Annotated in this window: 21 protein-coding genes; 19 read left to right on the top strand and 2 right to left on the bottom strand. The window is 44.5% G+C overall.

Translation table 11 applies throughout. The features are described from left to right. Positions 1-35 precede the first annotated feature (35 nt). Together IX95_RS19400 and rhlP are read left to right on the top strand one after the other, a co-directional pair. Positions 36-1037 carry a metal-dependent hydrolase gene (locus IX95_RS19400; protein ID WP_038163289.1) on the top strand — a complete coding sequence of 334 codons (1002 nt, stop codon included), beginning with the start codon at positions 36-38 and terminating at the stop codon, positions 1035-1037. 244 nt (positions 1038-1281) lie between these two features. Then, entirely contained in the window at positions 1282-2145 is an 864-nt protein-coding gene (rhlP, locus tag IX95_RS19395) for a rhombotarget lipoprotein (protein WP_038163287.1), read from the top strand. A 320-nt stretch (positions 2146-2465) separates the two neighbouring features. Here rhlP and IX95_RS19390 read toward each other — a convergent pair whose 3' ends face one another. Further along, positions 2466-3509, bottom strand: a complete 1044-nt coding sequence (locus IX95_RS19390) for a type III polyketide synthase (protein ID WP_038163285.1) — start codon at positions 3507-3509, stop codon at positions 2466-2468. 203 nt (positions 3510-3712) lie between these two features. Beyond that, complete coding sequence (locus IX95_RS19385) at positions 3713-4060, bottom strand: winged helix-turn-helix transcriptional regulator (RefSeq protein ID WP_436411209.1); 348 nt, start codon at positions 4058-4060, stop codon at positions 3713-3715. A 197-nt stretch (positions 4061-4257) separates the two neighbouring features. On the opposite strand from IX95_RS19385, the gene IX95_RS19380 reads away from it, so the two are divergent. The 17 genes from IX95_RS19380 (at position 4258) to IX95_RS19300 (ending at position 19082) form a co-directional block, all read left to right on the top strand. Continuing rightward, positions 4258-4668 (top strand): YybH family protein, encoded by a 411-nt coding sequence (locus IX95_RS19380; RefSeq protein ID WP_038163283.1) that lies wholly within the window; start codon positions 4258-4260, stop codon positions 4666-4668. A gap of 242 nt (positions 4669-4910) precedes the next feature. Next, positions 4911-5615: a helix-turn-helix transcriptional regulator gene (locus tag IX95_RS19375; protein WP_006962224.1), complete on the top strand. Its 705-nt coding sequence runs from the start codon at positions 4911-4913 to the stop codon at positions 5613-5615. Between the two features lie 9 nt (positions 5616-5624). After that, positions 5625-5840, top strand: coding sequence for a type III secretion system needle filament subunit SctF (gene sctF, locus IX95_RS19370; RefSeq protein ID WP_006962223.1), 216 nt, complete (start codon positions 5625-5627; stop codon positions 5838-5840). Then, entirely contained in the window at positions 5837-6154 is a 318-nt protein-coding gene (locus tag IX95_RS19365; RefSeq protein WP_038163281.1) for an EscG/YscG/SsaH family type III secretion system needle protein co-chaperone, read from the top strand. Before sctF ends, IX95_RS19365 begins: the two co-directional genes overlap by 4 nt. Continuing rightward, the gene (gene sctI, locus IX95_RS19360) at positions 6132-6437 is read left to right on the top strand and encodes a type III secretion system inner rod subunit SctI (RefSeq protein WP_019274657.1); all 306 of its coding nucleotides are present in this window, start codon (positions 6132-6134) and stop codon (positions 6435-6437) included. The genes IX95_RS19365 and sctI overlap by 23 nt, the downstream gene beginning before the upstream one ends. Then, on the top strand, positions 6434-7162 hold the full coding sequence (sctJ, locus tag IX95_RS19355) for a type III secretion system inner membrane ring lipoprotein SctJ (protein ID WP_038163279.1): 729 nt from the start codon (positions 6434-6436) through the stop codon (positions 7160-7162). The genes sctI and sctJ overlap by 4 nt, the downstream gene beginning before the upstream one ends. Before the next feature lie 2 nt (positions 7163-7164). Next, positions 7165-7743: a type III secretion system domain-containing protein gene (locus IX95_RS19350; protein WP_038163278.1), complete on the top strand. Its 579-nt coding sequence runs from the start codon at positions 7165-7167 to the stop codon at positions 7741-7743. Beyond that, positions 7740-8390: a type III secretion protein gene (locus tag IX95_RS19345; RefSeq protein WP_038163277.1), complete on the top strand. Its 651-nt coding sequence runs from the start codon at positions 7740-7742 to the stop codon at positions 8388-8390. Before IX95_RS19350 ends, IX95_RS19345 begins: the two co-directional genes overlap by 4 nt. A 16-nt stretch (positions 8391-8406) precedes the next feature. Continuing rightward, complete coding sequence (locus IX95_RS19340) at positions 8407-9420, top strand: HrpJ domain-containing protein (protein ID WP_038163273.1); 1014 nt, start codon at positions 8407-8409, stop codon at positions 9418-9420. Positions 9421-9445: 25 nt separating this feature from the next. Then, positions 9446-9877 (top strand): chaperone SicP, encoded by a 432-nt coding sequence (gene sicP, locus IX95_RS19335; protein WP_038163271.1) that lies wholly within the window; start codon positions 9446-9448, stop codon positions 9875-9877. Then, positions 9867-13592 carry a type III secretion system effector BopA family protein gene (locus IX95_RS19330; RefSeq protein WP_038163270.1) on the top strand — a complete coding sequence of 1242 codons (3726 nt, stop codon included), beginning with the start codon at positions 9867-9869 and terminating at the stop codon, positions 13590-13592. Before sicP ends, IX95_RS19330 begins: the two co-directional genes overlap by 11 nt. 108 nt (positions 13593-13700) lie before the next feature. Next, entirely contained in the window at positions 13701-14057 is a 357-nt protein-coding gene (locus IX95_RS19325) for a hypothetical protein (RefSeq protein ID WP_038163268.1), read from the top strand. Between the two features lie 2 nt (positions 14058-14059). After that, entirely contained in the window at positions 14060-16105 is a 2046-nt protein-coding gene (locus IX95_RS19320; protein WP_038163266.1) for an EscV/YscV/HrcV family type III secretion system export apparatus protein, read from the top strand. Beyond that, on the top strand, positions 16089-17408 hold the full coding sequence (locus IX95_RS19315) for an EscN/YscN/HrcN family type III secretion system ATPase (protein ID WP_038163259.1): 1320 nt from the start codon (positions 16089-16091) through the stop codon (positions 17406-17408). Before IX95_RS19320 ends, IX95_RS19315 begins: the two co-directional genes overlap by 17 nt. Before the next feature lie 4 nt (positions 17409-17412). Continuing rightward, positions 17413-17805 (top strand): hypothetical protein, encoded by a 393-nt coding sequence (locus IX95_RS19310; RefSeq protein ID WP_006962210.1) that lies wholly within the window; start codon positions 17413-17415, stop codon positions 17803-17805. Continuing rightward, positions 17798-18253, top strand: coding sequence for a hypothetical protein (locus IX95_RS19305; protein WP_038163256.1), 456 nt, complete (start codon positions 17798-17800; stop codon positions 18251-18253). Before IX95_RS19310 ends, IX95_RS19305 begins: the two co-directional genes overlap by 8 nt. Further along, complete coding sequence (locus IX95_RS19300) at positions 18237-19082, top strand: hypothetical protein (protein ID WP_038163254.1); 846 nt, start codon at positions 18237-18239, stop codon at positions 19080-19082. Before IX95_RS19305 ends, IX95_RS19300 begins: the two co-directional genes overlap by 17 nt. Positions 19083-19200 lie beyond the last annotated feature (118 nt).

Genomic DNA, 19200 nt, shown 5'->3' with positions numbered 1-19200 from the left:
ATTCGATTCTTAAAAGAGTACAGGTTTGGAGAAACATGGATCCGTTAACGCAGGGATTAATTGGGGCTGCTTTGCCTCAGTCAGTATGCAATAAAAAGCACTTACTTGTTGCCGGTGGTTTGGGCATGCTTGCAGGGATGTCACCAGATTTGGACGTCCTCATTCGCTCTTCTAACGATCCTTTATTGTTTCTGGAATACCATCGACAGTTTACTCATTCTCTTCTATTTATCCCTTTCGGTAGCTTGCTTTGTGCTTTGGTCTTGCATTGCCTCTTCGCTAGAAGGTGTGGGCTCAAGTTTGGTCAAAGTTGGTTACATTGCGCACTTGGCTTTAGTACCCATGCGTTGCTTGATGCCTGTACGTCCTATGGCACTCAGTTGCTTTGGCCTTTTTCTCAAGAGCGGTATGCATGGAACATGGTGTCCGTAGTCGACCCCATTTTTACTTTACCGATTTTGATTTGCCTTGCCGTTACGTTCCGAAAGCGAACGCCATGGGGAGCAAGGATCGCTTTGCTATGGGGGTTAACCTATCTATCGCTTGGAATCATACAAAAAGAGAGAGCTTTCAATGAGGGCTGGCATTTGGCCCAAGAGCGAAATCATTCTCCAAACCGAATGGAGGTGAAACCGAGCTTTGCTAATATACTGGTGTGGAAAGTGATTTATGAAACAGACGAACACTATCACGTAGACGCCATTAGGGTAGGCAGCTCTACCAAAGTTTATAGCGGCGAATCAATTGCCAAGTTTGACATCAATAGAGATATTCCATGGCTAGAGAAGAATTCACAACAGGCTAAAGATCTTGAGCGCTTTCGCCACTTTTCAAACGGTTATCTAGCTATCCACCCAAATGACAAACTGAGCGTTATTGATGTCCGTTATTCCATGCTACCAAACCAGATTGATCCCATGTGGAGTATCAAACTTTCCCCTGCAGCGACTTCGGAATCACACGCGCAGTACATCACACACCGAGACAATTCTCCCGCGACTAGGCAACGCTTTTGGGATATGTTGGTTGATTTTTGAGGGCTTAATACAACATTAGAGCGTTAATAAATAACCGCAATGATTATTCGATCTCCATTACTCAAGCAAGGCTTGAATTGATGATTGCCTCCCCGAGATTATTTGTGAAGATAATAGATTTTTTATCTATTAAAGCCGATGAAGTAAACGACATGAATAAATGTTACAGTGCATGTGTTTTGATAGATAAACGTGTATGTAATTAGTTCTTATAGGGAAATTACTATTTTAAAGGGACAATAGTATGAAAATAGTTTCGTTTATTTTTGCTTTCTTGTTTTTATTAACAGGGTGCAGCGGACTTGGGCAAAGCGAAGAAACCGCATCAAGTAGCTTAGTCGATTTCCTGTATCCCAATACTAAAGATTATCAGGAACATCAGCCGACAATGCCTCACTTAGTTTTGCCCATCAACGTTGGCATCGCCTTTGTTCCCAGTTCAAACTACAGTAGATTGAACTTGTCGGCGAAGCGTAAGCACGAAATCTTGTCAAAAGTAAGAAGCGAATTTATGGGGCTTGATTACGTAAGTAGAATTGAGATCATTTCTGATTCTTATTTAAAAAAGGGTGGCGGTTTTGAAAATCTAAAGCAAATTTCGAGATTGTATGATGTGCAGGTGATGGCTTTAGTCTCCTATGATCAAGTTGCACGCAGTAGCCAGAATAACGCCGCTCTACTTTATTGGACTATCGCTGGTTTGTATTTAATTCCTGGTGATCAGAATACGACTCAAACGTTTGTCGACACTGCAGTATTCGACATTAATAGTAGTAAGTTGTTATTTAGGGCTCCAGGCACGAGTGATGTGGAATCTTTGTCAACAGCTGTCGGCTTAGAGGAAACGTTCCATGAAAACTCTAACGAAGGTTTTGATTTGGCCGTTATAGATATGGTGTCCAATCTGAACTCGGAACTCGATATGTTTAAAACTAGAGTGAAAGAGGAGAAGGTTGCGAATGTTAGTTACAGTGATGAATATAGTGGCGGTAGTTTTCATTGGTCTATTCTAATATTTCTCACATTGTGCGCTTTATTAAGGAAACCTTCGCTTTTGTATAAGAGAAGTGTCTATAGCAAAGCTCTTAATAAGGGTGCTAACGTCTGACATTTACCCGTTATCGTTACTTCCACGCCCACTATACAGTGACTTACGTATAGAAACCTATAAGCCGTCGTACTCTTCAAGATTATGACGGTTTTCATTTGGCGCTATCCATCACAACGTAATACAACCAGCCCACAACTAATCCTCACAGTATTGAATTAATTCAGAAGATACATGCTCCGCAAAGGGTTACAACAACAGTGAGCAGAGTAGTCTATTTTGAAAAGTAAGCGTGCCATGCCGCAATCTCATTACCTGAGTTATGTATGATGTCGTAGTAAATGACACACTTATTATTCATAGATATCTATAGCATTCGCTTAACTTTGCCATTGACCATATAGTACTTCTGATGTGAAACCTGGGCCAAATGCTACAACGATACCTTTTTCACCATTTTGGGAGGTCAGGTAGTGGCGATATAGTACATCAATGACTGATACGCTTGATGTATTTCCATGTTCCCTTAAAGATTCTCGCGAATGTTGCAGCTTATCTGGCGATAATCCTAAGTGCTTTTGCAGTTCATCCAATATTCGTCTTCCCCCCGTATGAGCGATGATGAAGTCTAAGTCTGTACTATTACCTATTGAAGTCGTAGAAAAGTGATGTAAGTAAGGAGCTACCTTTTCTATTGAATACATGACTTTTTTATCCAATGAAAATTGGAAACCTTTGTCGGTCATCTGATATTGAATGTAATTTTCAGTATCCTTTAAGAAAATGCTCTCTGAGTTTTGTATTTGTAAACCCTCACCAAAGCCATCTCCTCTCATCACAACACCAGCAGCACCATCTCCAAAAATAGCATCAGAAACAAAGTCTTGAAGCTGATTTGCTTCGGGATCAAAGCATAGAGAGGAAGTTTCTAGAGCCACAATGAGAGCATTATTGCTCTTCGACAGTTGGCAATGTTCATAAGCCCTATGCATGGCATAAGCACCAGCGACACAGCCCATTTGTGCCACGGGAAGTTGGATTGTACTCTGGTTAAGATCTAATGCATTGATCAAATGGGCCGTTAAAGACGGCATCATAAACCCAGTACATGAGACAGCTATGACCATGGTTATGTCTTTAGCGGTTAACCCAGAGTTTATGATTGCTTGCTCTGCGACTATCTGTGAATAGTCTCGGGCAAACTGTTCGTAAATGTTTTGCCTTCTTTCAAAACCTTTCAAGTCTAAAATAGCATCAAAAGGTATACAGGTTTGACGTTCTTGAATCATGGTGTGCTTTATCATTTCGATAGCGATTGAGCGGTATTTGGAGTCAGGGTGACAACTCTCTATAAAATGGACAATGTCATCCGATGTGAGGGTGTATTCGGGATATATAACTGAAGGTTTGGTTAAAATGCTCATTGAAATACCTCGTTTGATTGTAGTTACCAGTAAACGAGGAGGGATGCTTTACTAAATTAATTTCATATATTTTTCTAGTATATCCAAAATTGAACGATCGTTCACGTTATTGATTAGGGGTATTGATATGATTGATGTTATCAGACTCTTTTTGCTTCTTAAGAACAGTGAAGTAACATTTTTATTAGTTTCAAGAAGACTGATTACATGGCATACCAGTCATCGGCTTTTTGCACAATGATATCGACAACATGTGCTAGTTCTTTTCCTTTAGAGGTAAGGCCGTAGCTAACCGTAACAGGGATAGTTTCTTCTTGTTTTCTCCATACAAACCCATGATGTTGCAATAGTTTCAAACGCTCAGTAAGAACTTTGGTGGATACCAAAGCCAACTGTTTACGAATCTGACCAAAACGCATTTGTTCATGCTCACTCAACAGCCAGACAATATGTGCAGTCCATTTAGTTGAAATAAGAGTTAAGTATTTATCTACACTGCAATAGTCATCAGGTTGGAGTTGGTGCTTTGTTTCTGACTGCAAAGTTTTCACGGTTCGTTATTCCAAGCGCTTTTTATATCTATATGAGTGTAACTGCCAATTTCACTTCAGCCCACTAGTTACTAATGGGTAACTAGTTACTTTTCAGACCCTAATTTTAGAAAGTGAACAATTTCCTTAATGTAATTTGTCAGGGGTTAAGTCAACGTACTTGGCCCATATTCACGATTTCAGTTTAAGGAGCACCCATGCGTTTGATCTTACTTTTAGTCTCTCTTTGTTCGTTTAGCTTCCAAGCAAATGCTGACTACATAAAACCACAATCACCTTCAGAGCTGCACTCTCTGTTTGGACAATATTTTGCGCAACAAGACTTGGAAGGTTTAGGCACGCTCTTTCATGAAAATGCCGTTATGATCTTGGATGAGAAGGGCAACCAAGCTAAAGGCCATAAAGAGATAAAGCTTGCACTTAAAAGTTTCATGCAAGGTGATGTAGAAATCATCACACGCAGTGTTTCAGTCCATATAAATGGTGATATAGCCATGATTCGTTCTGATTGGGAGATTCCTAATGTCACAAAAGGAACGGCGCTTGAGACGATGCTATATGTCGACGGTGGTTGGTTATACATTATCGACAACCCCAATGGGTTTTAATTTACTAAAGTCAAAGCAAGCACGATAAACCAGAACTATCTATTAATACCCACAACTCGCCTTGAATGTCAGCAGATATTCAAGGCGAGATTATGTTGTAAGGATACGGCGCAAAGTTGTTCAACTCCTTATAAATAAACACTTTCCACACCCCTAAAGCAGAACTCAGGTGTTCACCTGATACCGACCTTAGCTTGACCTAGGCAAACTAAACACAACAACAAAAACAGAAGGTCGTTGATATGAAAGCATTACAAGTGGTGTTGTTTTATAAGCCTGGTCATATCGATTATCAAGGAAAGCGAACAGAGGTGGCAGCAAACCAGCTCGTTATGGTCGGGGAAGAGGCCGAAATACATGCGGCAAATCGCAATGACTGGATGAGCGTATTCTTTTATCCGGGTGAAATTTGTTTAGTTTATCCATTACTAACGGACCTTATTAAATCCAGCGATACAGCTACTCAACCTGCAGTTGGCGAAGTGAACGCGGTTCCTGTGTTTGATGAACTGGTGAATGTCATTCAGCAGCTTCACAAAGTAAACAAAGCCGTGATGTTGCGGTTCGTCTTTACCTATTGCCTTGAGATGGACAAGCCTTACTTCTCCAATCTTCTTAACCTATACGCGAATTCTAACGATAAAGTTTTTGATTTTGTAAACAAGCATCTATACGAGCAATGGACAGTATCTCGCTACGCCGAAAAGCTCGGAATGGAAGTGACTAAGCTCAACACGGCTTTTTACAAATACTACGGCCAATCAACTAAAACCTGGTTGACCGAGCAACGCCTAAACTACGCAAAACAAGTGATTTTAGAAACGGATCGTAAGATCGCAGACGTCGCTTTTGATGCCGGTTTTAGTAGCCACTCCCACTTTATTGGTGCTTTCAAAAAGCGCTACCAATGCAGCCCATCCGAGTTTCGTGCGGGTAGCAAAAGATAGGAGGTCGATATGGATCTTAATGCGATTATCAACCAATTGTCCCAGATGTCTGCCCAATCAGCACAGGACATTAAAACCAAAATGGCACAAGCGGACCCCAACAACCCAGATCAAATGCTGCAAGCTCAATTTTCAGTGCAGCAGTATTCCAACTTTCTAGGGTATGAGAGTGCCTTAATCAAAGCAGTCAAAGACATGGTGCAGGGGATCATAGCGAAGATATGAACAGTTCAGACAAACAACTGCTTGTTGAAGCAGCATTGGCTGCGGCAAATCACAGGCTTGAAAAACATGCACTTAGCATCGTCAATGCGTTCCCTTTGTTGATTGAAGATGAAGAAGACAGACGCGTATGTGCCAGCTTGATCTATTTTGCTCTCGACAAAAGAGCTCAGGCAATTCGCTCTTTGAACGGGTTACATACGCCTCAAGCTGAAGGTTTGCGTTATTTGTACGTATCGACCGCTGAAAGTGCAGACACACAGAAAATTTGTTCACTGATTACCGGAGGTCAACATGGAACTGAGTGCAATTGCTAAAGCAACCTATTCGGCTCTGGATAAGCAGGCTGAAACAGTCAACCCAGATAAAGCCATGGTGGATAAGTTCAGCCAACTAATGCAACAGGGAACACAGGAAACAGCCAAGCTCAATGACATTGTCGGCCCAATGCCTAACTCGAACGCTCCTATGGGGATTTCACCCGATCAGGCTATTCAGAGCCAAACTATGGTGACAAGAGCTTTAGTGGAAGTCGATCTTGCAGCAAAAACGGCTGGTAGCCTTTCTCAATCGATCAACAAACTGGTGACAATGCAATGAAAAAGTTCAAATGGCTAGCCTTAGTAATGGCTTTGCTGTTGACAGGTTGTAAAGTCGAACTCTACCAAAACCTGCCGCAGTCTGAAGCCAACCAAATGGTGGCGTTGCTTATGCTCAATCATATTGATGCAAGCTCAGAAACTGACGCAAAAACGGGCAAGGTAACACTGAAGATCGAAAAAGATCAATTCATTAATGCGGTTGAATTGTTAAGACAAAATGGTTATCCGAAGGCCGAATACGTTGGTATCGAGCAGCTATTTCCTTCCGGTCAGCTTGTCTCTTCCCCAGCTCAGGAAGACGCTAAGATGAGCTATTTAAAAGAGCAACAATTGGAAAGAACACTATCTAGCATGGATGGTGTTATCAGCGCACGAGTATCAATTGCTCAAAGCGATAAGAGCACCAATACAGGACGTGCAGCACCCAGTGAAAAATCGGCTGCTGTGTACATCAAGTACTCTCCGGAGGCGAACTTAGGCAACTCAGAGTCCCAGATACGGAATCTGATTAAAAATGCGGTTCCTGATTTGCAATACGAAAACATCAGTTTGTTCTTACAACCCGCAGACTTCCGTTATCAGCCAGTCGTTCAACCTAACTCCGATTGGGACGATGTCCAGAACTGGCTCGTCGCAAACAAAACTCCGGTAACCGTTGGTTTAGGTAGTGTGCTTATTGCCGGTGTAGCTGGGCTGGGGTTAAGCCGGAGAAAAGAGGGCTGAAGATGATTGTTGATACGATATCGCAGAACAAAATGCTGAGGGAAGTCAGCTCAAGATTGCATCCTCAATGGTGGTCAAAGCTGGGTTTGGAGACTCTGCAGTCTGCCCGAGAACACAATCAATTGGTGAGCAAGAGACTTGATAACGTTATTCTAAGCCGCTCAGGGTGTCAGTCAGTATGGCTAAGTGAGTGCTCAGAGGAAATGAATAAGTGGCTGTCTGTTTTGCCAAGAATCTCTCTACTTGCGACAGCCGCTGGGTTGTTGTCGCAAAACTGCCCAGATTACTTGTGGGATAGCAGCTATCGAAGCGTCTTACGACAGAAATTTACTCAACCTCAAATTGAACAGTTGATAGCTCTATGGCCAGCGGGTAGCGAACCTCCAGCATGGTCAGCAAACAATGTTCTGGAACAAGCTGAGCTTTTTAGTGCCAGCGCCATCTACCACCTTTGGAGCGATCAACCTTTTTGGTCGCTGTTTCGCCTGAGCTTACCGGTATTCGATACACCGATTGCACTTGCTCAAGACGACATAGAGCGTGTCGAAAGCTGGATATTCAGATTGGAGCGTTTTTTATGAAGCCATTTGTTATATCAGTAACGCATTGTGACTTAGACAAATCTGGTGACACGGTTTCCAAACAACAAATTGAATCAGCCATCCGCAGAACACATTGTGAAACGAATGCCCGTCAACGAATAGCTGCAATCATTCGTCAAGCACGTCTGAAAAGGGACGAAGCCCATCACCAAGCCGAACGTATCCTTCAAGCAGCACACCAAAACGCGGAGAAATTGGAATCGACATGGCGAGAACAAGCCCAGCAACAAGCAATAAAGGAGTCGGTTCGGTGGCTTGTCGAACAAGGGGAGCTTGAACGTAGCCTAATCGAAAACTTGAAAGGCCGGATTCGTCAGCAAGTACGCAATGTTATTGAGCAATGGTCCACAGAGCAGGACATCAGCCAATTTTTGGTCAAGCGAATAAGCGATCAAATCGCTACTCAAACAACCAAACAGAGCCTGACGCTTTTCGTTCCTCAAGAGCATTACTCGACGATGGAGCAAGAGTTTGGGGAGGATTTAAATGTGCAGATCAAAACTGAGTTGAATCGAGCTCAAGCAGAGCTGTCATCAAATAGTTTAGTTGTCAGAATCGATCTCGATCAGCATTTGCGAACACTACTCGATTCGTTCTCCCATCCTAGTCAGCAGTCGACAGCTTAAGAGAGGGGTTTAGAAAATGAGAGTTGATGGAAACGTCAGTGCAGAGTTTCATGCATTTCCTCAAAATACGCCCAACACCGCGCCAGCCAATGAGTCAACCGCCTCGCTAGCGAGTGCAGCCCTTGCTGAAGTAAGAGCCGAAGCGATGGAAGAAACCATGGAGGGGTTAAGCCTTGGGTTGAGTAGCATGATGAAGCGTTTGAACCTAGCCGCTAAAGCGCAGGATCCGATGATGAATGGCATGGAAAAACTTCTCCAGCAAATGGACGAGATGGCACGCCAGTCAATCAATCGAATCTCTGAGCAGCTTTCTCAAATGAAAGACGCTTCTCAGGTGTTTTCTGCGCTAGAAAAATCAGGCTTAGACAAGGGAAAGATCGCCTTGGTTTTGACGTCTCTTCTTGGTTTTAAGGGTTTAGACCCAGCGATGAAGAAACAGCTCAAGAAACGCCTTGCTGAACTGCTCGCGGAAGAAGAAATCGAGCTAGAAATCTTAGCTGCCGCGCAAGGGATGAATGTTGATAAGAATGGCTTACGTGCAGTTCGCCAGCTCTATCAACATGCCAAACGAGGTGAAAAAGGCCTAGCGCATTGGTTTGAGCTATTAGAGCAGCATGAAGATAGACGACAGTATATTCGCATCCTTATTCGCTCCATGGCTGAACCGCTTGATGAAGGCCAAAGACGTGACGATATGACCAAAGTTGCGGCCACAGTTGAAGACTTAAAACGGTTATTGCTGTTTCTTACATTTGAAGACCATTGCATCTCTCTGGCTAAGGCGATGGTGTTGGAGCCTCATTCTGTTATGTCTGCCACGATAGAGTTGCTTGAGCAGTCCTGGATATATCCAGACGCACTATCACTGATTATCAATCGGTTAGCGCTGGTTGATGAACGTAAAGTGGTGTTCCTGCGACGCTGGAAAGACTTAATGGCGGTAATGGCTGAAGCCTGTTATCGAGATCCAGAACAAAAAGAGCACGTTCAGGAAGCCATGCTCGAACTTCTAGACCAATGGAACGAATGATCAATCCGTTAAGGGGAGAACGACAATGAATCATGAACTACTGCTAAACCGCCTTGGTGAAAAATTAGGGCTGCCTTTGGTGTTTGACCAGTCAAACCAATGCATGTTGCTACTGGATGAGCACCTTATGGTATCGATGGCACCAAATGATCAAGATTGGATGCTGAGATGCATGCTGACTACAGTAGAACCTGAAAGTGAGGGTAAAACTTTTAAGCGAGCACTTCAGCTTAACCATGCGTTAAATGAGCTGGGTATTGGTCATATCTTCTATGAAGAGAGCACCCGCGCGCTTCTATATCAGGTTCGTATTCATTCTCCTCAAAACGGTGACGAGATTTTCGAACAACTCACTGAAGTGGTTAGTCAATATGAACAACTACACACCGACTTTCATCAAAATAATTTGTCCAATGAACACGTTACATCACTAGGAGGCGTTTATTATGCCGATTGAACTGAACCAATTTACAACCAGTGTCGAAAATGGCCAGTTAACACTGGCTGATAGCGTTTCTGGCGACCCAATTATCGTCACATCTCAGTTCAGCTTTGCAGAAAAGGTGATGCAATGGTTAACCCAGATTCCTTTACTAAGTGATCTAAATGCAGTTCAGGAGTTTGTCCAAAAGCAAACTGAGGGAAACCTTAAAACACTAGGTGTATTCCTAAGCGCGCTAGCGCATGAATATGGTGAAGAGTTTGCAGGCAAGGTAGCCAACAAGATGGACTTTAGCGGTCAGACACCGCTAACATCTCGTTTAATCAAACAGTTGACGCAGGATTCTGTGACTGTTGAAAAGAAAGACGCTAAGTCGGTTAACAGCGCAGATAGACAGAATGAAACTGATAATAAACCAGTGGATACGTCAACTTCACCTAAAACTATCCCGATGTCTAACCTGGAGCAAGCAGCACAGTCTATCACTGGTTATATCCGCCCAGCCCCGTTACCTTCTCCAAGCTCTCTCTCTTACATGAGTAGTTTCTTCTATAGTGAAACTGCATCGATGCAAAACCTTCAAAAAGAAGTCTCTGCTTATAATCAAGCAATTAAGGAAGCCACTCTTGCTGATGAAGCAGATAAGCTCGCTCAGATTTTTCAGAAACCACTTGCTGTAGAAGTAGTAGCAACAAGTATTGAAACTTTCTCAGCGAAAGCACAAGAGCTAAAGGAGGCATTAGCAAAAGTAGAATCGGCTATTGAGCGGCTCCCTAAAGCTCAACAAAATGACGCAATTCAGTTAAAGCGATCGGTGTTCAAAGAGAACGATAGACTTGACGTAATCAAATCATTGGCGAGTAGTTACAGCCAAGCTTGGAACTTGGAATCTACGGGGTACCAAGCATTTGAGAAATTCTATGCAACTTGTTCACCTTCGTTGAAATCTGCTCTTACCCCAGAGCTGACAAAACTAAGCTACGAACTCATTTCTAATTCGCCAAGCTTAGATAGTGAGGCTTTAGCCAACCGTCTGTCAGATAAACTTGTTCGATATGCCTCAGATATGTCGACCGTCAATCTTCGAGTATTGTCTGAAGTTTTGGCGGAGAAGGTGCCATCATTAGCCAATGACGTGCTAACGCCGTTTCCTAAAGAGGAACAAAAGGCACAACTTGGTGCGATCAATCTGATTAGACAAGCACTTAGCCAGAGTAGATCTGAACTTAAGGAAGAACAAAAGGGCATCGAAGCTCGATTGGATATTCCCAGTAAAATTATCCAGCTTCGCCACGGTGCGGCTGTATTTGCCAAAGAGATGCAGCAGTTTATTGAGTCTGACTCGACGGTGGAAGACCAATTTGCCGCTACTTTAGCAGCGTTGACAGGAAACGTCTGGTTAGTCGTAAAGGGTGATAGCTTAATGCCCGATGACTTGACCGATTACGATGACTTAGATCTGACTGAACAGGTTAGAAATGAGCTTCCTCATGTCGAAATCAGCGATAAAACACGTAAGCTAGCGGAAGATGTTATTCAAGCGCAGCATCGTCTTTCTTGGTTAGACAGAAAGAACAGCATCACTCATGAGCGAAACAATCGAGCTGGTGTTGATATCTATGCAGATATTCAAAGCAAGCGGTTGGGTGATAACATCACTCGAAACTTGCCTTTATATACCGATTATCTTGATGAGAAGATTAGTGCGGCAAAATCCTATGTTGCCTCGTTGGAAGCACTAGCGAGCCTTGATATTAGTGACGGTGTCACCAATCAAATTACAGTAATGCATGAAGATGCCAAGCACCAGCTTACTCGTCTCACAAAACTTGAAGCGCAATGCAGAACTGTACAAATAGCGCAAGATACTAAAGTACTTCTTGGAAACAAGTTGACGCGTCTGGATACCATGTTAGATCAAACTATCGACGCCAATACGAAACGACTTAACCTGCAAGGATTCTTGTCTTTCTTATCACCTTTGAGAGCTAATAACGATCAGGTACGTACTCTGGTGTTAGAGCGTAAAGAGCTACAAGTCGAGTTAGACAAGCAAGAAAAATATGTCGTTGATCTATATGGAAAGGACTGGCGAAGTAAGCCTGAAGTCGAGTCAGAAAAAGAAGTAGCTCAATTGAAAAGTCTTGAGTTGAGTATGGCGTCTCTCGTGAAAGATATCGAGCTGCTGGATGACGAGTATGAGAAGTCCATGCTCGAGCTAACTCATTTTGACCGTCAAGTAACAAAGGAAAAAGGTTATCCTGGTGTAAGCGGGAACAGCCTAGAATCTTGGTCTGCGTGGGTAAAGCAGAATGTAGCAGGCAATTGGTCAGGGGATTATCGTCCTGATTTAAGTACTTTGATTCTGGAACGCCAAATGGCAAAGGTAGGCATTAATAGTTATACAGAAGCTTACCAGAAGCTTTATAACACATTGTCTTCGGGTGAACTTAGTTCTAATTATCAGGGTGTTATGAATACACTTGGACAACTGCATAACTGGGCAATGGTACATCCTGTAGAGTCACAAGCACTTGCTGGTAACTTGACACATGCCTATCAGATAATCAGTTCGAACAGTGGTTGGTTTGGCAATGATCTTGCTGCTATGGCATCAACGGTCTGGAAAACGGGCACCGTAGAAAATCAAGTTAAAGACATCCTGCAGGGACGTCGAGAGTTTCTGCCTAGCCACGAATCTATGTCAATGACAGCAGAAATGATTGCTTTACTTCATTTGGCACAGTGTGCGCCATACATGGCTGGTGCAGCGAAGGGAGCTGCCGGAAGTGGCCTTGTTGCAAATGGAGCTAGTCAACTCGTCTCTGCTTTAGTTCCAGGTTCCACACTCGTAAAACCGATGGCTAGCATGTTCGGAGGTTTGGTACAAACATGGTCAGAGCGCAAAATGGCCAACGTTGTTAACCGACATCGTTCCACTGAAGTGATGGTCAATGCTTTGATGGCAGGTATTCGTAAGCAAGGCAGCTTCAACGAGCGTGCACAAGCTGTTGCGTCCTATGCGATGCAACGTCAAGCACTTCAAGACGTCGGTACGCTTTCCAGAGATTGTTTCGAAACCAGCAAAGCGGGTGCAATGAGCCGGATGTGGCAGGACGCTAAAAATACCTGGCAAGAGATGAATTGGAAAGCGAAAGCTTTTTCCGTTGCGACCACAGCAGCAGTAACACTGAGCGGGGCTTCGATTGTAGCATTAATTGTCTTCGCTATTGTTGGAACAGGGGGACTTGCCATTGCCGCTATTGCGGGTGTTGGTACAACGCCAATTAGTGCTTATTTTTCCAGAACAGCAATGAACTTAATTGCTTCGACTAACTTCCTCGGAATGAATGATGCGCACAACAGAGCAAAAGAAAAAATGACTCAGCAGCGTGTCGATGAAGCCTTAAGGCGGCTTGCAAACAAAACCAAAGATGATCAGCGATTAGGAGACTTACTGGGTGATTCACTCAAAGATGCTGGTCAACTGATACAACTTAGTCATTTACCTGAGGACCAACGAGAAAAATCATTTCGTTATCAGATCTCGAGTATTGCTTCTGAACGTGAGCAACAGATGATTGAACAGAATGCACGCAATAAAGCCGAACTGATAGAAACAGCCAAATCATATGTACCTGAAGCACTGCTTAAGGATGAGAATGGCGCTATTGATTGGGACAGTTGTTACCAGCAAGTTGAACAAGCGTTAGTCAAGCAGGCCGCTTAAAACTCATGTCGCCCCGGAACAATCCGGGGCTTATTTCAGGTGTAGACCTGATATCCCCATCACCATAATCCTCGCATCATAGAACCATAGGTAATTTATGGGACGATTATGGATCTGCAAATCACGAGAAACATTGAACAGCTTATTGCGTTGCTCAGGCTGCCAGAAGTTCAGGTTTCAGACATCATAGAGATTCACCAGAAGCCTTTTGGCATAAGGCTGGAAGTGCAGGGCACTCGACTCATGCTGACTTCGTGGCTATTGGAGAGTAATGGTCATGACTTGGACAGTGCTCTTAAGAGAAACCAGCCCGAACGATTCAATGGATTACCTCAACGTATTTTTCCGATTAAGAACCAACTGTTTATTAGCGCACTATGCCCTGAACAGTTTGATGCACATCAGTGGTTTCGTATGTGTCAGAAGCAACGTCAGTTTCTGTCACAACTAGGTGGAGGAGAGTAGCTATGTCAATCGCAACACGTTGGTTAGCGAAGGTAGCCGGAAGACAAGACATCATCCTCAGCGCAATGCTGGTGATCGCTGTATTTATGATGATTCTACCTTTGCCGACAACCTTGGTGGACGTACTTATCGCCGTCAATCTGGGGATGTCCATCATCCTGCTTATGATTGCAATTTATATTCGTGATCCGCTTGAGTTTTCAGCGTTTCCTTCCATGTTGCTGATCACCACCTTATACCGCCTTGCGCTGACCATAAGCACCAGTCGTCTGATTTTGCTTCAACATGACGCCGGTGAAATCGTGTATACCTTTGGCGACTTCGTGGTCGGCGGGAATCTGGCCGTTGGTATTATCGTCTTTGCCATTATCACAATTGTTCAGTTCATCGTGATTACTAAAGGTTCGGAGCGTGTTGCAGAAGTTAGTGCACGATTCTCGCTTGATGGTATGCCCGGTAAACAGATGAGTATCGACGGAGATATGCGTGCTGGGACCATTGATGCGAAAGAGGCCAAACGTCAGCGATCAGTGGTTCAAAAAGAGAGCCAGCTTTACGGCGCAATGGATGGAGCGATGAAATTCGTAAAAGGTGATGCCATTGCGAGTGTTATCGTGATCTTAACGAACATCTTCGGCGGTATTGCTGTTGGGGTCCTTCAGCACAATATGTCGGCGTCAGAAGCGCTAAATACTTACGCTATTTTATCTGTTGGTGACGGGTTAATTGCTCAAATTCCATCACTGCTTATCTCAATAACTGCGGGTTTAATCGTGACTCGTGTTCCGGGTGAAACCAAAAACAACCTTGCCAATGAATTGGTTCAACAAGTTTCTCGTCAGCCTTCATCACTCCAGATGGCCGCAGCGGTGATGTTTGTGTTTGCGATCATTCCAGGTTTTCCTTGGTTCGTATTTGGTCCTTTAGGTTTAGCAGTGTTGGGGGCATCTTTTTGGTTAACTCGAAAAGAGAAAAACAAAGAGGATCATCAGGGCTTTGTTGCCAATGAGAATGTTGAAGCCAGTGGTGAGCAAGAAATGACGCCCGGAGCTGTGCCTCTTATGTTGGCGATTGGTGAAGACTTGATTGAAGAAAATCTAAACAAGTCGCTTCAAACGCTTAGATGGAAGATGTTTGAAAAACTGGGTTTACCTCTTCCTGAAATTCAGATGCAAGTGCTACGCAATGGCCGTCAAGATGAATTTGAACTGCTCTTATATCAAGAGCCTATCATCAAGCTGAATTTGGCGAAGCAGAACATCCTGACACTGAAAGGCATCGATGGGTTAGACAGTGAGCAGAATAAGCTAGCGTTTAATCAGCAAATCTTACATTGGCATCCAGTCGAGGCGTTAGAAACCATCCAACTTTCAGGGGAGGATTACTATCAGGGTAACGATATTGCTATTCGCCTTGTTGAAATGGCCGCTCAGCATTACGCCAAAGAGTTTTTGGGTGTGCAGGAAACACGTTACCTGATGGATTCCATGGAAATGCGTTATGCCGAACTGGTCAAAGAGCTTCAGCGTTTATTGCCTGTTAGCAAGGTGACTGAGATTCTTCAGCGCCTAGTTGAAGAGAACATATCAATCCGAGACTTACGTACCATCTTCGAAACGCTTGTGGAGTGGGCGTCGAAAGAGAAGGACACCATTATGCTGACGGAGTACGTGCGTGTCGCTTTACGTAGGCATATCCGGCGCAAGTTTACTGTTGAAGAGGGCTGGATCCCGATGTTGCTGATTGGTGACAGTATCGAAAACCAAATCCGCGAATCTATTCGTCAGTCAGCGGTTGGGGCATATAGCGCGTTAGATCCTGAAGAAGAGCAGAAGATCATTACGTTGATTAAAGACAAATTGCCGGGTCACATGCCTTGTGTACTGCTGACGTCATTGGACGTACGGCGCTATCTGAGAAAGATCGTTGAGCCAACCATGCCAATGACGCCGGTGCTCTCTTTTCAGGAGATAGGCGACGATGCCAGCATCAAAGTGATCGCGCAAGTCGACACATTAGCGGAGGTGCCAAATGCAATTGCCGGATAAAACGAATTTAGCCGAAGCGCTCAATCAGCAACTGTTTCCTGATCTGCCTCTGGCACCGACATTTCGCCGATTTGGAAAGATTCTGGAAGTCACGTCGACGTTAATTCGTTCCACCTTACCCGGAGCAAGACAAGGCGAGCTGTGCATGATTGGTAACGATCTCAAAGCAGAAGTGGTGGCCATTAAAGGTGAAGAGGCGTGGCTATCACCTTTTCGCTCAACAACAGGGATCGGGACTGACATGAATGTAGAGCCCATGGGGCATGGTCATAGAGTGATGGTCGGTGAAGAATTACTCGGGCGTGTGGTAGACGGATTGGGTCACCCGATGGATGAGAGTAATTGGGTTGGTAAATGGCGAGAAAATCACGGGGAAGCCCCTGATCCATTAAAGCGTAAGTTGATCAGTAAAGTCATGCCGACTGGGATCAGAGCTATCGATTCAACGCTCGCTTTAGGCGTGGGCCAACGTGTGGGTATTTTTGCCGCAGCTGGTGGCGGTAAAAGTACACTGCTTGGCATGCTAGCGGGTCACTGTGAAGCGGATGTTATCGTGTTGGCCTTAGTTGGAGAGCGGGGAAGAGAAGTCCGTGAGTTTATCGAATATTGCCTTCCCCCAGCCGCGAAAGAAAAAACTGTATTGGTTGTTGCGACGTCTGATAAGCCACCTCTGGAACGGATGAAAGCAGCAGTAACGGCAACGACGATTGCAGAGTATTTTCGTGACCAAGGTAAGAATGCTCTGCTTATGGTTGATTCATTAACTCGTTTTGCGCGAGCGGGTCGTGAAATTGGCCTTGCCGCAGGTGAACCACCAGTAGCTAACGGGTTTCCGCCGAGTGTGTTTGTTCAACTTGCTTCTTTACTTGAACGTGCCGGTCCGGCGCCTGTCGGGAGCATTACCGCTATCTACACCGTGCTGGTGGAAGGAGACAATATGAACGAGCCTGTTGCAGATGAAGTACGCTCAATTCTTGATGGTCACATTGTGTTATCACGCAAGCTAGCCGGCGCGGGACATTATCCAGCGATAGATGTTAATGCGAGCGTAAGCCGCGTTATGGATCAGATTGTCACTGCGCAGCACAAAGATGACGCCAAGCACTTAAGGCATTTGCTCGCGCTCTATCAGGAAGTGCAGTTACTCATTCGAGTTGGCGAATACCAACCGGGTCAGGATCCTGCCACAGACGAGGCAGTGGCAAAGTTTGGCTCAATCGAACGCTTTCTCTGTCAGGGGGCGAACGAACCTTCACCGTTCAAAGAGACACTTCAGCAGTTAAATCAATTAAACGGAGGGTAAGTGAATGGCACTATCCAGTCAGGAAATTGATCTTATCGAACAACTGCTTCATGTGCGTAAACGTAAAGAAGAGCGGCTACAAGCCCAATGGAATCAGCTCAACGAACAGCAAGATAAATGCAAGCATGAAAAACAACGCTCGTATCAAGAGTGGCTTATTTCACGAGAGGCGTTAACAAACCCTCTGCAAACTGAAGATGTTATGGATCGTAGTCAACTGAACCAACTCCTAGGAGAAAAGCGGAGTCAGTATATTGAAGAGCGTTCCAAAGCCGATTCAGTCGAGGACTGGCATAAACGAATCGAGCAGTTGGAACGTGAAAAGTCAGAACTATGGAGCCAGAAAACAAAGCTGATAAGAGGTCAGGAAAAGCTAAAAGAGGTGCTGGATGAGTAACAAAATTGAACATGTGAATAGTACTGCTTGGCGTGTTGAAGGCGTTGCTGGTCGTCATGAAGCCGATCCTGAGCTTAGACAGCGATTTACGACTCTTTTCCATACACAACAAGATGTAGAAGCACAAACCGATACACCAGATACCTCCGCGCGGGTGCCACCTTCCATTTTAAATGAATTATCCGCAGTGAATCATGTAACCAAATGGGGCAATGCAGAGCTACACAGAGGTGAAAATAGTCTTTCGTTTAAATTGCTCAACGGCCCGATGTCGGGCTTAGTGATCTTTGCTCAATGGGACGCGCAAGGCGTTGCGTTAACTCTGAAACCCAAGAACCAAAAACAGCAAGACGCACTGAATCGCATCATGCCGAAAATAAAAAGCCGTCTCAATGAATCCGCGTTAAAAATGACAATAGAGGTAAACCGCCATGACAGATCTAATTGAAATGAGCAAGGTGATTGGCACTGGTTTAGAAAACCAGCAGTGTCAGATGTCGTTACAGAAAGTTGCGGGGGAAGGTCAGTTTTGGTCATATCGAAGTGATTCAAAGAGCGGCATATGGTGCAGCCATTCCGATTGGAATCAGGGTGTTACTGAGATAACTGCTATCGAATCGTTAAGCATGATCCCTGAAGATCTTTTCCCAACACTCGTCGCTGCAATGTTTTCCGCAGTGAGCATTCCGTTTGTCAGAGATATCAGTACGCAAGGTGCAGAGTGCTGCCTGCTTGATGGCATCTATCCGGTCGTACAGTGTCAGGGTTATCAGTTCGTGTTGGTTGGGTTTAGCGCCGCATGGCTAAAGCGTCTGACTACGCATTGGACGCATTATTCAGGGGAAAGTATCAAAGTTACTGTGCCTTTGGTCGCAGGCTACACAACGGAGATTGAGCCAATCTCACAGGGCAGTGGAGTGTGGTTGAGAGAAGGACAGAACCCAGATGAAGGAAAAGCGATCCTGTGGTGGGATAAACCACTGGCAATCGTTCAGTTTGAGGGAGAGCAAACATGGTCTGTGGAGCAGGTATTCGCTCCATACTCATTTTCTGAAGCGGTTAGCTATGTCCAGCTAGCCTCACTCGAGGTTGATTTACCTACGTTGCTGCAATTGGTTGAGGGGCAAACTATCGAAGCACCACTGACGTGTGAAACTGCCTGTAAACTCGTGTCCGGCAGCCATTGCATTACCTCAGGCGAACTCTTAGTCAGCCAGGATGGAGTAGTTTTCTACGCGAACAATACTCATACAAAAGCCGCGAAACTTCAGGGCTGAGCCGGTTGGTCTGACTTACCGGCTTTTTGCATAATAAGCCTCAACGCCAATGACTCACATCTGGTCAAACCACATTTCTCGTCTATTTTTCCTGTTTTGATATTGAATGTTTGAAAGC

It is taken from the genome of Vibrio sp. B183, assembly GCF_000740665.1.
GTDB lineage: Bacteria > Pseudomonadota > Gammaproteobacteria > Enterobacterales > Vibrionaceae > Vibrio > Vibrio coralliilyticus.
This window is presented reverse-complemented; position numbering and strand designations above follow the sequence as displayed.

What these genes read in the sequence shown, in the direction of transcription:
- IX95_RS19400 (WP_038163289.1), top strand. Translation starts at nt 36, where the DNA reads ATGGATCCGTTAACGCAGGGATTAATTGGGGCTGCTTTGCCTCAGTCA.
- IX95_RS19375 (WP_006962224.1), top strand. Translation starts at nt 4,911, where the DNA reads ATGAAAGCATTACAAGTGGTGTTGTTTTATAAGCCTGGTCATATCGAT.
- IX95_RS19310 (WP_006962210.1), top strand. Translation starts at nt 17,413, where the DNA reads ATGGCACTATCCAGTCAGGAAATTGATCTTATCGAACAACTGCTTCAT.
- IX95_RS19325 (WP_038163268.1), top strand. Translation starts at nt 13,701, where the DNA reads ATGGATCTGCAAATCACGAGAAACATTGAACAGCTTATTGCGTTGCTC.
- IX95_RS19345 (WP_038163277.1), top strand. Translation starts at nt 7,740, where the DNA reads ATGAAGCCATTTGTTATATCAGTAACGCATTGTGACTTAGACAAATCT.
- IX95_RS19315 (WP_038163259.1), top strand. Translation starts at nt 16,089, where the DNA reads ATGCAATTGCCGGATAAAACGAATTTAGCCGAAGCGCTCAATCAGCAA.
- IX95_RS19305 (WP_038163256.1), top strand. Translation starts at nt 17,798, where the DNA reads ATGAGTAACAAAATTGAACATGTGAATAGTACTGCTTGGCGTGTTGAA.
- IX95_RS19320 (WP_038163266.1), top strand. Translation starts at nt 14,060, where the DNA reads ATGTCAATCGCAACACGTTGGTTAGCGAAGGTAGCCGGAAGACAAGAC.
- IX95_RS19390 (WP_038163285.1), bottom strand. Translation starts at nt 3,509, where the DNA reads ATGAGCATTTTAACCAAACCTTCAGTTATATATCCCGAATACACCCTC.
- IX95_RS19300 (WP_038163254.1), top strand. Translation starts at nt 18,237, where the DNA reads ATGACAGATCTAATTGAAATGAGCAAGGTGATTGGCACTGGTTTAGAA.
- IX95_RS19340 (WP_038163273.1), top strand. Translation starts at nt 8,407, where the DNA reads ATGAGAGTTGATGGAAACGTCAGTGCAGAGTTTCATGCATTTCCTCAA.
- IX95_RS19330 (WP_038163270.1), top strand. Translation starts at nt 9,867, where the DNA reads ATGCCGATTGAACTGAACCAATTTACAACCAGTGTCGAAAATGGCCAG.
- sctI (WP_019274657.1), top strand. Translation starts at nt 6,132, where the DNA reads ATGGAACTGAGTGCAATTGCTAAAGCAACCTATTCGGCTCTGGATAAG.
- IX95_RS19350 (WP_038163278.1), top strand. Translation starts at nt 7,165, where the DNA reads ATGATTGTTGATACGATATCGCAGAACAAAATGCTGAGGGAAGTCAGC.
- sctF (WP_006962223.1), top strand. Translation starts at nt 5,625, where the DNA reads ATGGATCTTAATGCGATTATCAACCAATTGTCCCAGATGTCTGCCCAA.
- rhlP (WP_038163287.1), top strand. Translation starts at nt 1,282, where the DNA reads ATGAAAATAGTTTCGTTTATTTTTGCTTTCTTGTTTTTATTAACAGGG.
- sctJ (WP_038163279.1), top strand. Translation starts at nt 6,434, where the DNA reads ATGAAAAAGTTCAAATGGCTAGCCTTAGTAATGGCTTTGCTGTTGACA.
- sicP (WP_038163271.1), top strand. Translation starts at nt 9,446, where the DNA reads ATGAATCATGAACTACTGCTAAACCGCCTTGGTGAAAAATTAGGGCTG.
- IX95_RS19365 (WP_038163281.1), top strand. Translation starts at nt 5,837, where the DNA reads ATGAACAGTTCAGACAAACAACTGCTTGTTGAAGCAGCATTGGCTGCG.
- IX95_RS19380 (WP_038163283.1), top strand. Translation starts at nt 4,258, where the DNA reads ATGCGTTTGATCTTACTTTTAGTCTCTCTTTGTTCGTTTAGCTTCCAA.